This window comes from Bradyrhizobium sp. USDA 4510 (genome assembly GCF_054059095.1).
The window spans coordinates 7,694,731-7,709,419 of record NZ_JBSSBT010000001.1 but is presented as its reverse complement, the minus strand read 5'-3'; the positions used below and the strand labels follow the sequence as shown (position 1 = coordinate 7,709,419).

General features: G+C 64.5%; 12 protein-coding genes and 1 tRNA gene. 8 read left to right on the top strand and 5 right to left on the bottom strand.

What is annotated here, in order from left to right; translation table 11 throughout:
* The first annotated feature begins 35 nt into the window (after positions 1 to 35).
* Together ACVMDN_RS35830 and ACVMDN_RS35825 are read left to right on the top strand one after the other, a co-directional pair.
* Positions 36 to 2,069 carry a methyl-accepting chemotaxis protein gene (locus ACVMDN_RS35830; protein WP_141342737.1) on the top strand — a complete coding sequence of 678 codons (2,034 nt, stop codon included), beginning with the start codon at positions 36 to 38 and terminating at the stop codon, positions 2,067 to 2,069.
* A 167-nt stretch (positions 2,070 to 2,236) separates the two neighbouring features.
* Positions 2,237 to 3,292, top strand: a complete 1,056-nt coding sequence (locus tag ACVMDN_RS35825; RefSeq protein WP_253625294.1) for an IS30 family transposase — start codon at positions 2,237 to 2,239, stop codon at positions 3,290 to 3,292.
* A gap of 5 nt (positions 3,293 to 3,297) precedes the next feature.
* On the opposite strand, the gene ACVMDN_RS35820 is transcribed toward ACVMDN_RS35825, so the two are convergent.
* Positions 3,298 to 3,666 (bottom strand): DUF3175 domain-containing protein, encoded by a 369-nt coding sequence (locus ACVMDN_RS35820; protein WP_141343299.1) that lies wholly within the window; start codon positions 3,664 to 3,666, stop codon positions 3,298 to 3,300.
* Positions 3,667 to 3,850: 184 nt separating this feature from the next.
* On the opposite strand from ACVMDN_RS35820, the gene ACVMDN_RS35815 reads away from it, so the two are divergent.
* The 4 genes from ACVMDN_RS35815 (at position 3,851) to ACVMDN_RS35800 (ending at position 8,469) form a co-directional block, all read left to right on the top strand.
* Entirely contained in the window at positions 3,851 to 5,341 is a 1,491-nt protein-coding gene (locus ACVMDN_RS35815) for an MFS transporter (RefSeq protein ID WP_244559015.1), read from the top strand.
* Positions 5,342 to 5,344: 3 nt separating this feature from the next.
* Complete coding sequence (gene otsB / locus ACVMDN_RS35810) at positions 5,345 to 6,178, top strand: trehalose-phosphatase (RefSeq protein WP_057021127.1); 834 nt, start codon at positions 5,345 to 5,347, stop codon at positions 6,176 to 6,178.
* A gap of 202 nt (positions 6,179 to 6,380) precedes the next feature.
* Positions 6,381 to 7,832 carry a trehalose-6-phosphate synthase gene (locus ACVMDN_RS35805; RefSeq protein ID WP_057021128.1) on the top strand — a complete coding sequence of 484 codons (1,452 nt, stop codon included), beginning with the start codon at positions 6,381 to 6,383 and terminating at the stop codon, positions 7,830 to 7,832.
* Positions 7,833 to 8,379: 547 nt separating this feature from the next.
* Positions 8,380 to 8,469: transfer RNA gene (locus ACVMDN_RS35800), tRNA-Ser, on the top strand.
* Positions 8,470 to 8,624: 155 nt separating this feature from the next.
* On the opposite strand, the gene ACVMDN_RS35795 is transcribed toward ACVMDN_RS35800, so the two are convergent.
* From ACVMDN_RS35795 to ACVMDN_RS35780, 4 genes are all read right to left on the bottom strand, one after another.
* Positions 8,625 to 9,884: an arsenic transporter gene (locus tag ACVMDN_RS35795; protein ID WP_076834804.1), complete on the bottom strand. Its 1,260-nt coding sequence runs from the start codon at positions 9,882 to 9,884 to the stop codon at positions 8,625 to 8,627.
* Positions 9,884 to 11,167 carry an MFS transporter gene (locus ACVMDN_RS35790; protein WP_283805990.1) on the bottom strand — a complete coding sequence of 428 codons (1,284 nt, stop codon included), beginning with the start codon at positions 11,165 to 11,167 and terminating at the stop codon, positions 9,884 to 9,886. The genes ACVMDN_RS35795 and ACVMDN_RS35790 overlap by 1 nt, the downstream gene beginning before the upstream one ends.
* Positions 11,168 to 11,300: 133 nt before the next feature.
* The gene (locus ACVMDN_RS35785) at positions 11,301 to 11,750 is read right to left on the bottom strand and encodes a hypothetical protein (RefSeq protein WP_076834806.1); all 450 of its coding nucleotides are present in this window, start codon (positions 11,748 to 11,750) and stop codon (positions 11,301 to 11,303) included.
* Between the two features lie 93 nt (positions 11,751 to 11,843).
* On the bottom strand, positions 11,844 to 12,377 hold the full coding sequence (locus ACVMDN_RS35780; RefSeq protein WP_456834680.1) for a hypothetical protein: 534 nt from the start codon (positions 12,375 to 12,377) through the stop codon (positions 11,844 to 11,846).
* A 123-nt stretch (positions 12,378 to 12,500) separates the two neighbouring features.
* Here ACVMDN_RS35780 and ACVMDN_RS35775 point away from each other — a divergent pair, with 123 nt between their 5' ends.
* Complete coding sequence (locus tag ACVMDN_RS35775; RefSeq protein WP_076834811.1) at positions 12,501 to 13,166, top strand: response regulator transcription factor; 666 nt, start codon at positions 12,501 to 12,503, stop codon at positions 13,164 to 13,166.
* On the top strand, positions 13,163 to 14,554 hold the full coding sequence (locus ACVMDN_RS35770) for a sensor histidine kinase (RefSeq protein ID WP_076834812.1): 1,392 nt from the start codon (positions 13,163 to 13,165) through the stop codon (positions 14,552 to 14,554). Before ACVMDN_RS35775 ends, ACVMDN_RS35770 begins: the two co-directional genes overlap by 4 nt.
* Positions 14,555 to 14,689: the final 135 nt, after the last annotated feature.

The window sequence follows — 14,689 nt, the reverse complement described above, 5'->3', positions numbered from 1 at the left end:
CTCGCGTGGTTTTCAGAATGAAGACGGGGGTTGGAATGCCGGGGCTGAAGCGATCGTTGTCGATCAGGATCCCAACCCTCAGATTTCGCGCCAAGATCATGCTCGGCTTTGCCGTCACGCTGGCGCTTTCGGCAGCCACCATGGGCTTTGCCTATATGGGCTTCGAGCGGGTCTCCGCCGGCGTCGGCTCCTATCGCCAGAGCGTCGCGGAAGCCGATCTGGCCCGCAACATCGATCGCGAATTGATCTTCTACCGTTCGCTGGCGCGCTACTTCGTTGCGACCGGCAAGGAGGACGACGCCAAGGCCGCGCTCGCCGCCGAGGGCAGCCTGAAGGACGCCATCATGGCGTCGATGAAGGGCACCACCAATCCGGCCCGGCTCGAGCAGATCACCAAGCTGGAGCGCGAATTCCGCGCCTTCACCAAGATCTTCGCCGAGATCGTCCGCATCAAGGACGACAGCGCACAGACCGCGCAGAACAAGCTGACCCGCAGCGCGACCTCGATGCGCTACAAGCTCGACGATCTTCCGAGCAACGCCGATGATTCCGAGCTGCAGTCGATCCAGTTCGGCGCCAAGAAGGTGACCGACCAGCTCCAGTCGATCACCGGGGCCGTCAATACCTTCGTCGTCAACGGCGACAAGACGGTCGCTTCGAGCGCGCTCGCCCGGCTGAAATTCGCCGACAATCTCGTGAAGGCGATCACCTCGAATAACGAGCGGATCACCCAGAGCGTGAAGGACATCACCGCGCTGCTCGAAGAGTACCGCGAGGCGCTCGCCAAGCTGATCGCGAACGCGAAGTCGATCGACGAACTGACCGTCGAGATGACGGAGTCCGCGGCCGCTATCAGCCAGGGCGCGGCGGCGATGAAGTCCGATCTGCTCGCCGACCAGAAGCGACTTGAAAACGAATCGCACACCATGATCGGCGAGACCGAGCAGCTGATCCTGATGCTCGCCGCCGGCAGCTTCGTGCTCGGGCTGGTCTGGGCGTTCCTGCTGGGCAAGGGCATTTCGCGACCGATCGCGGCGATGTGTGCGGCGATGCGCGAGCTCGCGGCGGGCAATTTCGACGTTGTGCTGCCGGGCCTCGGCCGCCGCGACGAACTCGGCGAGATGGCCGGCGCCGTGGAGGAATTCAAGGTCCAGGCGATCGCCAAGGCCGAACGCGATGCCGCGACCCAGGAAGCGCAGAACAAGGAAAGTGCGACCGCGCGGCGCAACGAGCTGATTCGTTTTGCCGACGAATTCGAATCCGCCGTCGGCTCGATCGTCTCCAACGTGTCGGCCTCCGCCGTGCAGCTCGAATCCGCGGCCGGTACGCTGACCCGGACTGCGGAGACCACGCAGAACCTGTCGAGCCAGGTCGCCGGCGCCTCGGAGGAAGCCTCCAGCAACATGCAATCGGTCGCCTCCGCGACCGAGGAACTGTCGGCGTCCGTCGACGAGATCGGCCGTCGCGCCAAGGAATCCAGCCAGATCGCCGATTCCGCCGTGCGTCAGGCCGAGCAGACCGACGCGCGGATCGGCAAGCTCTCGCGCGCTGCGCAGGAGATCGGCGACGTCGTCAAGCTGATCACCGCGATCGCCGAGCAGACCAATCTGCTGGCGCTGAACGCCACCATCGAGGCCGCGCGCGCCGGCGACGCCGGCCGCGGCTTCGCCGTGGTCGCCGCCGAGGTGAAGTCGCTGGCGAGCCAGACCGCCAGGGCCACCGACGAGATCTCCACCCATATCTCGGGCATGCAGGCGGCGACGCAGGAATCGGTCGCCGCTATCAAGGAGATCGGCGGCACTATCGGGCAGATCTCCGGCATCGCGACCAACATCGCAAGCTCGGTCGAGCAGCAGAGCGCGGCAACGCAGGAGATCGCGCGCAGCGTGCAGAACGTCGCGCAGGGCACACAGGAAGCGGCGTCCAGCGTCACCCAGGTGAATCGCGGCGCCACCGAGACCGGAGCTGCTTCCGAAGAGGTGCTGAATTCGGCCCGCTCGCTGTCGGTCGAGAGCTCGCGGCTGCGCGAGGAGCTCGACCGCTTTATGGCCAATATCCGCGCGGCATAAGGCGCGCGCGGATCTATCCATCGTCGTCCTGGCGAAAGCCAGGACCCATAATCACCACTCACTATTGTTTTAAGTGCAACTCGCCGCGTGCCCTTTTGTTGGGCCGCGGCGTATGGGTCCCCTGAGTTCACAAACGAAGTGCAACACTTCCTTGAGGAGGTGTTGCCATGGGGCGGACTTACAAGCAGCTCTCTCTGGACGACCGATGCGAGATTGCCTGCCGATCGGCCAATGGCAGCTCGGTCCGGCAAATCGCGGCAGCTCTGGATCGCTCGCCATCAACGATCTCTCGGGAACTGAGGCGCAATCGGGGGAGCCAGGTCGGCTACAAGCCGAGCTATGCCCAGCACCAGATGCGAGCGCGGCGCTGGACGGGCGGACGCCTCGAACGGGAGCCCGGCCTGCGCCGCGCGGTGTTGCAACGCCTTCGCCGCGGCTGGTCGCCCGAGCAGGTCGCTGGCCGGCTGGCCCGCGAGTACGGGCGCAAGGTGATCTCCCACGAGACCATCTACCGCTTCATCTATCGCCAACTCAGGCGCACCACGGACTTCAACTGGCGGCGCTATCTGCCGCGCGCCAAGAGCAAGCGCGGCTGCCGCGGCAAGCGGGGCGGCAGCCCCGCAAGCTTCATCGAAGGCCGTGTATCCTTGGCAAATCGGCCGCTCGAAGCGGCCGACCGCAGCGTGCCCGGACACTGGGAGGCCGACCTGATGATGTTCTCGAAATACGGTCAGGCCGTGCTGACCGTGCACGAACGCACCTCGCGGCTGCTGCTCGGCATCCGCCTTGCCAGCAAGGTCGCGCGCGGTGTCGCCCGCCATCTCGTGGGCTTCTTCGCGACCCTTCCACAAGAGCTGCGCCAGAGCGTTACCTTCGACAACGGCACCGAGTTCGCCGGTCACCTGGCGCTGCACCGCCTCTCGATCGCGACCTTCTTCTGCGATCCCCATGCCCCCTGGCAGAAGGGTGGCATCGAGAACGCCATCGGCAGGATGCGCCGCTTTATTCCCCGCAAGACGGATCTCGTAACCCTCTCGACCGCCAGATTCCGCCAGTTCATCGCCGCCTACAACAACACCCCGCGCAAATGCCTTGACTACCGCACGCCTGCCGAGTCCTTTGCTCAAGTGTTGCACTTCGAATGTGAATCCACCTCCCGGCTTTCGCCAGGACGACGAATTAATTGCCTGCGCCGGGACGACGCTGTTTGGTTGGCGGGATGATGCGACTAATCCCGTCCGAACTGGTGCTTCAACTCGACCTTGGCGCGCTCCAGCCGTGATCGCTCGGTCTTCGGCAGCGTCTTGCCGGCGCGGTTGATATAGAAGGTCAGCATCGAGAGCGCGGAACGATAGGCGCCGCTCTTGCGGCGCGCGCTGTGCTCGGCGGACCGCTTCAGCGATGATGCGATCTTCTTCGCGCTGGTCTGCTTGAACACGCCGCGCTTGAGGTCGAGCGCGTCGCTCTCCTTTGTCACCCGCTGCGACCAGCGCTTCGCCGTCCTCTTGCTTGCGCCGCGCCTGCGCCGCGTCGTGCCCATGGACCGTGCCGGTAATGTCCTTGCCGTCTTGCGTGTTGCTTTCTTGTGTGCGGCCATCGATGCCTCCGTGTGTTTTGAGCCGAGAACAGTTCGCCGCGATCGTGGTTCCTATGCCGCATTGCGGGAACCCTTGCCGGCCTGCCGCGTTGACACCGCGTGGCGGGCACTCCGTTTGCCGCAATTCCGGGTGAGTGAACCTTGGAACAGATCGTTCCGGGGTTTTTCTCATTGGTCGATTCTGATGACAGTGCAGCCGACACAATTGAGTTCCGCGACGACGCGACAGGCCGTGGCTCCGGTCACGCCGGACGATGACCGCATCATCGAGACCTCGATTCCGGTCCGGCTCGACAATCTCAGCTGGAGCCGCTTTCACACCCGCGTCGTGGTGGCGCTTGGCATCACCTGGATCCTCGACGGGCTGGAAGTGACGCTCGCGGGTGCATTGTCGGGTGCGCTGAAGGACAGCCCGACGATGAGCTTCTCCAATGCCGATGTCGGTCTTGCCAGCAGCGCGTATCTCGCCGGCGCCGTGCTCGGCGCGCTGGGGTTCGGCTGGCTCACCGACCGGATCGGGCGCAAGAAGCTGTTCTTCATCACGCTCGCGCTTTATCTGTCGGCGACCGCCGCGACCGCGCTGTCGTGGAATGTCGCGAGCTACGCGCTGTTTCGCTTTCTCACCGGTGCCGGCATCGGCGGCGAATACACCGCGATCAACTCGACCATCCAGGAACTGGTGCCGGCGCGCTATCGCGGCTGGACCGATCTCGTCATCAACGGCAGCTTCTGGATCGGGGCGGCGATCGGTGCGCTGAGCGCCATCATCCTGCTCGATCCCGCGTTCCTTGCGCCGGACCACGGCTGGCGGATCGCCTATTTCACCGGCGCGGTGCTCGGCCTCGTCGTGCTGTTGATGCGGATGTGGATTCCGGAGAGCCCGCGCTGGCTGATGATCCACGGCTATCCCGACCGGGCCCACAAGATCGTCGCCGATATCGAGACCTCCGTGCTCGGCCACGAACAATCGAGCGCGGACTTCGAGAAGATCAGGCTGCGGATGCGCGATCACACGCCGCTGCGCGAGGTCGCGGCGACGCTGTTCTCCACCTACCGGCAGCGCTCGCTGGTCGGGCTCACGCTGATGGCCGCGCAGGCGTTCTTCTACAATGCGATCTTCTTCACCTTCGCATTGATCCTGACCGACTTCTTCGGTGTCGCCGCCAGCAATGTCGGCTGGTACATCCTGCCCTTCGCCGCCGGCAACTTCCTCGGGCCGCTGCTGCTCGGCCGCCTGTTCGATACGCTCGGCCGCCGCACCATGATCGCGCTGACCTATGGCATCTCGGGCGTGCTGCTGGCGCTGTCCGGCTATCTGTTCTCGATCGGCGTGCTCAGCGCGCAGACCCAGACCATCGCCTGGATGGTGATCTTCTTCTTTGCCTCGCCGGCCGCGAGCGCCGCCTATCTTACCGTCAGCGAGACGTTTCCGCTGGAGGTCCGCGCGCTCGCGATCGCCGCCTTCTATGCGATCGGCACCGGCATTGGCGGCGTGATTGGACCGGCGCTGTTCGGCGTGCTGATCGACACCGGATCGCGCAACAGCGTCTTCGCCGGCTACCTGCTGGGGTCGGCGCTCATGATGGTCGCCGCAGCGGTCGCATGGCGCTATGCCGTCGCGGCCGAGCGGAAATCGCTCGAATCTGTCGCGCGACCACTGGCATGTGTGGAGTAGACTATGACGAAACATGACGTGGCCGAGATGCCCATGGATGATGACATCGCCCCTGACGCCAAGACGGACAGCGTGCCGACGCAGGCGTCGCTGATTCCGCCACTCCGCCAGGTCGCGGTGCTGCTTGACATCGACGGCACCCTGCTCGATTTCGCGCCGACGCCGCGCGAGGTCTGGGTGCCGCCGGAACTGTCGACCACGCTGAAGCAGCTGCATGAGCGCACCCACGGCGCGCTGGCGCTGGTCAGCGGCCGCTCCCTCAATGACATCGACCTGATCTTCGCGCCGGAAGTGTTTCCTGCGATCGGCGGCCACGGCGCCGAGATGCGGCTGCAGCCGGACAGCGAGGCGGTCGCCGCACACGCGCCGCCGCTCGACAAGGAGTTGAAGCGCCGTCTTGCCGCGATCGCAAAGCTCAGCCCCGGCATTCTGCTCGAGGACAAGGGCTATTCGCTGGCGCTGCACTACCGGCTGGCGCCGCAGGCGGAGAAGGCGATCTATGAAGCGGTGTCGCTGATCCGCGCCGAGTTGCCGAATGCGCCGATCGAGGTGCTGCCGGGCAAGAGCGTCTGCGAGATCAAGCATTCCGGCTTCACCAAGGCGACCGGCGTGCTCGAGCTGATGACGCATGAGCCGTTCAAGGGGCGGCGTCCGTTCTTCATCGGCGACGACGTCACCGACGAGACCGTGTTCGCGATCATGCCCGATTTCGACGGTCTAGCGTTCTCCGTCGGCCGTCGCGCAACCGGCGTCGCCGGACATTTCGACGGACCGAGCGATGTGCGCGAATTCCTCGCGCATCTGCTCGACGTTGATAGGGACGTCAGCCTGTCCTAACCGAAACGCATTCATCGCAGGCGAATCGAATACGGTGCTTTTGCGTCGTGGCGTCAACCTCGCGCGTAATTTTCTTTTCGCGAGTTCCCGCGAGTTCCGTTCGTGTTCGCCAGAATTTGGTTTCAATTGGGAGATTCCTTGGTCAGGAACCATCTTGATGAATGGTTGTTAATACGCGAGTTGACCAACAGGAGGGGACCTGGTGAACCTCGTCGTCGTATCGAACCGCGTCTCGCGCGGAAAACCCAATGAACCCATGACGGGGGGGCTGGCTGCGGCATTGTTGCCGGTGGTGGAAAAGACAGGGGCAATATGGGTTGGTTCCAGCGGACGCGTCCGCGACGGGAACCTGAAGGAACCTTTCGCAGAGGTCGAAGCGCTCGGGGCGGGCGCGCTGGCGATGCTCGATCTGCCGGCCGCGCACTATGGCGGCTATTACGAAGGCTTTGCCAATTCGGCGCTGTGGCCCGCGATGCATTCGCGCGCCGATCTGATTCGTGCGTCTCGCGAGGACTACGCGAGCTATCGCGAAGTGAACGCGTTCATGGCGCGCGCGTTGCTGCGCTTCCGCAAGCCGGATTCCGTGTTCTGGGTCCAGGACTATCATTTCCTCGCGCTCGGCGCCGAGCTGCGCGATCTCGGCGTCACGCAGCCGATCGGCTTCTTCCTGCACACGCCATGGCCGGCGCGCGCGGTAATCGCGGGCGTGCCCAATCATCGCGAGCTGATCGAGGCGATGCTGTCCTATGACCTGATCGGCTTCCAGACCGATGAGGACTGCGAGAACTTCCTGAGCTATGTGCAGCACGATCTCGACTTCGAGGTGCGCGACGGCGTGATCAATTCGTCGTTCGGCCGCACCCGCGCCGCGGTGTTTCCGATCGGCATCGATCCGGGCAAGTTCGCGCAGCAGGCGACCAAGGCGATGACGCATCCCGACGTGACGCGGCTGCGGCGCAGCCTCAACGGCGAGAAGCTCGCGATCGGCGTCGACCGGCTCGACTACTCCAAGGGCCTCGTCAACCGCATCAAGGCGTTCGACAAGATGTGGACGCTGCATCCGAACCTGAAACGTTCGGTGTCGCTGCTGCAGATCGCAACGCCCTCGCGAGGCGCGATCGAAGCCTACGGCAATCTGCAGAGCGAGGTGGCGAAGCTCGTTACCGACGTCAACGGCGTGCATGGCGAGGTCGACTGGACGCCGATCCGCTACCTCAACAAGGGCTTTGGCCAGGGCGTGCTCGCAGGCCTTTACCGCACCGCGCAGGTCGGCGTCGTGACGCCGCTGCAGGACGGCATGAACCTGGTCGCCAAGGAATATGTCGCCGCGCAAAACCCGGCGGACCCCGGCGTGCTGGTGTTGTCGAAATTCGCCGGTGCGGCGAACGAGCTCGACGCCGCGCTGCTGGTCAATCCGCACGATATCGACGGCATGGCGCGCACCTTGGCGACGGCCCTCGCGATGCCGCTGACCGAGCGGCGGATGCGCTGGGAAGCCATGATGGAGAAGCTCAACAGCGGCACCATCCAGCAATGGTTCGCCGACTTCATCGAGGCGCTGCAGGATACGCACAATGCGGGAAACGCGGCGCTGCCGGAGCCACCAACCCTGTGGCCGCGCCGCACGGCGGATTTTGCCGCGCGCTATCACTGAGCGAGCATGACGATGCAGGGTGGGTGCGTTGGTTCGCCCATCCGCGGTGCTGTCGTCCCTGCCTAGTGCGCAATTGCGCACGGCAGCAGGGACCCATACGCCGCGGTGGATGTTGTGAACGGGGCTCGTCGTAGCAGCATCGCGCAATAATCGGCACTTGTGGTTATGGGTCCCTCTTTCGCTGGGACGGCACTGAGTGTGTTGCGCGGTCAGTGGTCATAACCTCGCATGCTCGCGACGGGGCTCCCGAAGGCGAGAACCCGGCATCCATTCTTCCACGAGTGAGGCGCCCCAATAGATTCCCGGCTCTCGCCTGCGGCGAGCCCCCGGAATGACGAAACGGCGCGTCGATCGGATGAACTCATTGATTTGCGCCGGTCCCTGACCGACCGCCGGCCAAAATCGCGCGCGTCCACGCGCAAGGCGCAGCGCGCGGCTGTCGTCGCTATCAATTTACCCAATGTTTTCAATATGTTGTGGAAATTTCGCGCTCCCGGCCTGCGCTCCCTTGCAAAATCCGCCTCAGCCCTTCAAGAGAGGGCCTCCCGGAGAGATGGCCGAGTGGCTTAAGGCGCACGCTTGGAAAGCGTGTGTGCGGGAAACCGTACCGTGGGTTCGAATCCCACTCTCTCCGCCATTTCCACGATTTAGTGCGCCAAGCCGCGATCTTCTACGATTTTGTGCGACCGGCGGCGCGTATGCAGCGCTTACACAACATGCGCGGCCCCGCCAAGAGAAGTTGAGCCCTCTTGGAGCTCCCCCCGTTTCTGGCAATCGAAGCCGCAACCGCTCTTATGAGGCAGACAGCGAGAGCGCAAGCAGCGAAAGTACCAATGCCGGCGGCATGACCACAATGCCGAGTTGCAGAAAGCGAAGCGCGCCAACATGCTCACCCTCGCGCCGCAGCGCGATCAGCCACAGGATCGTGGCGAGTGAACCGGTGACTGAAAGGTTGGGTCCGAGGTCGACGCCGATCAGGATTGCGCCGGTGACGTGATGCGACGCCTGCGCGGCTTGCGTGGTCGTCGCTGCGATCAGACCCATCGGCAGATTGTTGATGAGGTTCGAGGCAATCGCCGTGATGACGCCGGCGCCCCATGAGGTTGCGTGCGGCGATCGCGCGGCGGTTCGCTCGAGCTCTTCCGCGAGTGCCGGCAGCACGCCGGTGCGATTGAGGCCCTCGACCAGGATGAACAGTCCGGCGACGAGAGGAAGGACCGACCATGAGATATCGCGCGCGATCGATAGCGGCGATGTGCGGCCGAGCAGGAGCACGATCACGGTCACCATCGCCCCGCAGGCAAATGTCGGGATTCCAAGATCCAGACCCAACGCCGATGTGGCGAGCAGGACCGCCGCCGTCGCGCCGATGCCGGCGGCGACGATCGCGGCACTTCTGGCAAGCACGGCCGGCTCTCCGTCGCGCACATCGACACTACCCGACAGGCTGTTCCGCAGGCTGAGCCGGAGCATGATGAAGGTCGCTGCAATCGCCACGATCGAGGGCAGCAGGAAGTAGTGCAGCCACTGCGGCAGCGTCGGCATCCGCGCGCCGAACAACACGAGGTTGGCCGGATTAGAGATCGGCAGCACGAAGCTGGCGGCGTTGGCGATGAACGCACAGACGAAAAGATACGGCAGCGGCTCGACCTTCGCGGCACGGGTCGCGGCGTAGACCGCGGGCGTCAGCACGACGGCGGTGGCGTCGTTCGACAGGAAAATGGTGACCAGCGTACCGACCGCATAGACGATCGAAAACAACCGCGACGCTGAGTTGCGCGAATGCTTGACGGCGAGTTCGGCGAACCAATCGAACAAGCCCTCTTTCCGAGCGACCTCGGCCAGCAGCATCATGCCGATCAAAAAGAAGTAGACGTCCGTTCCGTTGCCTGCCGCCGCGACGGCGTCTCGCCACGGCAACAGGTCGAAGGCGATCAGCAGGACGGCGCCGGTCACTGCCCAGATGTATTCCGGCAGATTCCAGGGGCGTGCAATGACGCCCAAGGTCGCAAGACCGGCGATTCCCCAGGTCGCGGCGTTGTGAGTGAACATCAGGCGACACTCGCGGCGCTTGAAACCATTGCATCCGATGCGTGCCCGGGCTTTGTCGCACAAGCAGGCTTCAACAACGGCGCGAAGACGCTCCACAGCGCGACTGAGACCGTGGCGCAGCCACCGAGAATGAGAAACATCGGCCCGTACCCGAACTCCTGCGCGATCCAGCCACCGATCGCAGGGCTGAGCGAGGCACCGATGTTTTGGACCGTCATGACCGCGCCATGGCCGGCATTGATCCGCCCGGTCCCGTCGAGAATCCGCGCGACGAGGCCGGGCACTGCCACGCTCTGCAATCCCGCGCCGACGCCGTCAAGAATCTGTACCGGATAAACGCCCCAGCTGTTCAGGAGCCACGCCGCGATGATGCCCCGGACCGGCAAGGCGATGAACGACACCAGCATGACCAGCCAGTAGCCCTCCCTTTCGGCCATCCGCATCGCAACCAGCGAGGTCAGGATCATGGTGCCCTGGGCGATGACGATGGTCATCGCGACGAAGCTCGCGGGGTCGGCCTGCTTGTCGGCCACGACCGCCAGGCCGTACAGCGGGAGCATCGCCGCATTGCCGAGGTGGAAGAACAGCAGAGTTGCGGCGAGGATCAGCAATGGCTTCGATTCGATCAGCACTTGCAACCCGCTCGCGCGCTTGTCGTCCGTGCTCTCGCGTTCGAGCCCGCGGGCTGCGTCGTCGTCGATGGACGCGCTCGGGATCATCATAACGGAAGCGATCGAGAGAACACCGAAGACCGCCGCGAGCCAGAACACCGCGGTGAAGCCGTACACCCAGCCGACGAATCCGGACAGCCCGGCGCCGACCATGTTGCCGGCGTGGTTGAAGGCCTGGTTACGGCCGTTCTGTCGATTGAAGCCTGCCTGGCGGACGATACCCAGCGTGATGCCGGCGACGGCCGGACCGATCGCGGCGCCGGCAATCGCCGTCGCGACCTGTGAGGCTGCCAAGAGCCAGAACTCCTGTGACAGCAGCACGATGCCGGAGGCGACGACACTGCAGATGCCGGGGATGATGACGAACAGCTTCTTGCTGCGCGTGGCGTCGATCAGGGCTCCGGCCGGCGTCGTCATCAACATCCCAGCAACGCCGCCCGCCGTCATCACCGTCCCGATCCAGCCGGCCTGCCAGCCCTGCGCGAGCAGAAATACGCCGAGGAACGGCCCGATGCCGGCCTGCATGTCGGCGATGAAGAAGTTCAGCGCGAGCAGCGGACGGAGCGCCTTCTCTGGACTTGCGCTGTATGAGGCCGTCGGTGCTATCGACACGTTGCATCCCGATGCTTGATTAAACAAACTGCCTGTCCGATGAGATCCTCGACGCACCCGAGCCGGTTGAGTCCGGTTCGGGTCCGGTTTCCTGTTACGGCTGCTCAGAGCGGCGTCAGTCGTCCCCTAAGCGTCAAGCAGCTTCGTGTCCGTTGCCGACGAGCTTGGCTTTCCGGATTCGTCCGCCCAATTCGACGTGCAGTTCGTAGGTCTCGCCGTTGCGCCGGCCGTCTATTTCGAAATGCTTGGGCTTGCGACGGGGCGTACCCATCGGTTCGAACCCGGCCGAGCGAGCGGCCTCGATCGCTGCGGCGGGGTCTACGGGTTCGTGGTGGGCGTGCTCGGGCTTCTTCTTGTGCTGGATCGTCACGCCCGCGCCATCGCACGCGAAATGCGTCACCTTGAGCTCAGAAGGCTTCTGCTCGCCTTCTAGTTCGACATCGGCTCCGATCCGGAGCTTGACGAGGTCTGCTCCATGCGGCGTGAGATCGGCAAGCACCATGCCTTTCGGGGTCTGAACCACAAAGCGGTGCGCAAAAACGTGCACGATCCTGCCGGACAATTTGATCTGGTCTTCCGACATCCTGATCTCCTGATTTTCTACTGTTCGTGATTTGCTCAAAGCGCTTTGGGCCCAGGGGGCGGTGGCGGTGCTCCGGGCGGTGGTGGCGGGGCGTCAGCCCGCGGTGGTGGGGGTGGTGTCCCTTGGGGGCGGCGGCGGAGGCGGCCCGTCGGCCCGCGGAGGCGGCGGTGGCGCGCCGCGAGGCGGATGCGGCGGAGGACCGAAGGCTTCGGTTCGGCCGTCGGCATGCGAGACGATTTGAGCGCGGAAGATCCCCTGATCGAACATTCCCTGGACCGTCACGATCTCTCCCCTGGTGACGGCATCGGCATTATCCCCACGCGGTCCGAGATCGATCAGGGCGCGGCCGCCGCCGTCCTCCATCAAGAACATGTGGCCGAAGATCTCAGCGACGTTGCCGCGCACGGCGGACGGACCGCCGGGTTGCAGCCTGTCGATCGCGGTCGGCTGCAGCAGCATGACGCTGCGCGGCGGCCAATTCTGGGCGACGCGAACGCCACCGGCACCGGCCGCTGCGCCGGCGACAAGCACGGCAAGCGCGGCCCCTGCCAACAGGCCACGATGCCGGACCTGCCGGCGCCCAGGCAGCGACGGGCTCGTATCCCTCTGTGCATCGCTTTCGGTCATTGGACGCTCCTTTCATGATTGCGATGCCTGAAGCCTAGGACACTGTCCCCAATCCAGCCTGAACCGTTCCGTTCAGCTTGAGTTAAGCTTGGGCGCCTAGTTCCGGTCCGAGGTGTGAGCCGAATGAAAATCCTTCTGGTCGAAGACGATCGCCTGCTCGCGCAAGAGATCGCCCGAGCCCTGCGTGAGGAGAATTTCGCGGTCGACATCGCCGCCAACGGCGAGGACGGACAGCACCTCGGCGAAACCGAATCCTACGATGCCGCAGTGCTCGATCTCGGGCTGCCCAAAGTGCCCGGCGTCGAGGTGCTGCGCGGTTGGCGGAAGCAGGGCCGGCACCTGCCGGTGCTGATCCTGACTGCGCGCGACGGCTGGACCGACAAGGTGGAAGGCTTCAAGGCCGGGGCCGATGACTATCTCACCAAGCCATTCCGGATCGAGGAACTGGTCATGCGCCTTCGCGCGCTGGTCCGTCGCGCCTCGGGGCATGCTGTGCCGCGAATTTCCTGCGGACCCCTGAGCTTCGAAACGCAGACCGGCGTGTTCGAGCTCGATGGATTGCCGTTGAAGCTGACCGGGTTGGAGTGGCGTGTTCTCGAATGCCTGATCCTGCGCAAGGACACCGTGGTCGAGCGAGGCCTGCTGTCGGAAAAGGTCTATGAGGGCGACGTCGGGACGGATTCGAATTCCATCGAAGTGATCGTCGCGCGGCTCCGGCGCAAGGTCGGCAAGGCGCTGATCGAGACCGAAAGGGGCCGCGGCTACAAGCTCAACTCGGGATCCCCATGATGAGCCGGAATGCATCGCTCGGCCGGCGCCTCATGATCGGAGCCGGCGTGTTCATCACCGCAGCCCTGATCGTCGCCGCGATCCTGATATCGTTCGTGCTGCATCGATTCGTGCAGGGGCAGATCGATCAGAGGCTCGACGCGCAGATCCTCTTCCTCGCGTCCATGCTTGAAGCCGACGGCGCCGGCAACATTCGTCTGGCGGGATCCGCCGACGGGCCGCCATTCGATCGACGCCGACGCGGCTGGTACTGGCAGATTTTGGGGCCAAAGAACGCCTTGCGGTCGCGGTCGCTCGACGGAGCGGATCTGGCTCCTCCCGATATCAGCAACAGACCCCTGCCGCCCCCGCCGCCGCCTCCCCCGATCGGCGAAGATCCGCCTCCGCGAGAACGCCCGCTGCCTGCCGACGGCAAGGGTCCATACGACAACGTACTCCACTTTCGCATTTTGAACGTCGCGGTGTCCGGCACTCCTGTCACGATCGTGGCCTCCGCGCCGAGAGACGCGGTGCGCGGGCCGTTGTGGGAAGCAATGCGCACGTTGGCCTTGTCGCTCGCGGTGCTCGGCATCGCATTGATCTTAGCGATGCTGATCCAGGTTCGTCTGGGGTTGCGTCCCCTCGAACGACTTCGTCAGGCGGTCGCCGATGTAAGAGCTGGACTTCGCGACAACGTGCCCGACGCGCAGCCGGGCGAGGTGCAGCCATTGGCCACCGAACTGAATGCGCTGCTGGTTCAGAACGCCACCAACCTGCAGCGGGCGCGCAAACACGTCTCGAATCTGGCGCACGGACTGAAGACGCCGCTTGCGACGCTGGCGGTCGCGCTGCAGAAGCAATCGTCAGGCTCAGAGGATCTTCACGGTCTCGTCGTCCTAATGGACCGGCGCATCCGGCATCATCTGGGCCGCGCCCGATCGGCCGCACTTGGCGGTCCGGTTCGGACAAGAACAGTAATCGCGCCACGCGTCGCGGATCTCGGTCTCGTCCTCGGCAAAGTGAACGCCGACAAGACGATCGATTTCGTCAATCATATACCAGCCGGCCTGGCGGTAGCCTGCGAACAGCAGGACGTCGACGAGATGCTGGGAAACGTGCTGGAGAACGCCTTCTCCTGGTGCGGCAGCAAGGTTGTCGTCGAATCTCGCGAGGAGACGCGAAGTGTCGTCCTCGTCGTCGAGGACGATGGACCGGGGCTTTCGCCGGAGCAGATGTCGCAGGCGGTGCAGGCCGGCCAACGGCTCGACGAAAGCTCTCCAGGATTCGGCTTCGGGCTGTCGATCACGCGGGAACTCACCGAGCTTTACGCCGGATCCCTTAGCCTGGACCGGTCTCCACTCGGGGGACTTCGAGTGGCGATACGTCTGCCGTCCGCGGGGCTGGAGTGAGGGAAATCCCGGATGTTTGGTGCCGGTGACCGGTCCCTCGCTGCCGCGGCGTGGGGGGACACGCACAATGGATAATCCGGAAGGAGTAGTGGGCTCCCCCATGGGGAGAAATAGCGCGCGCCGATGAACTGCATG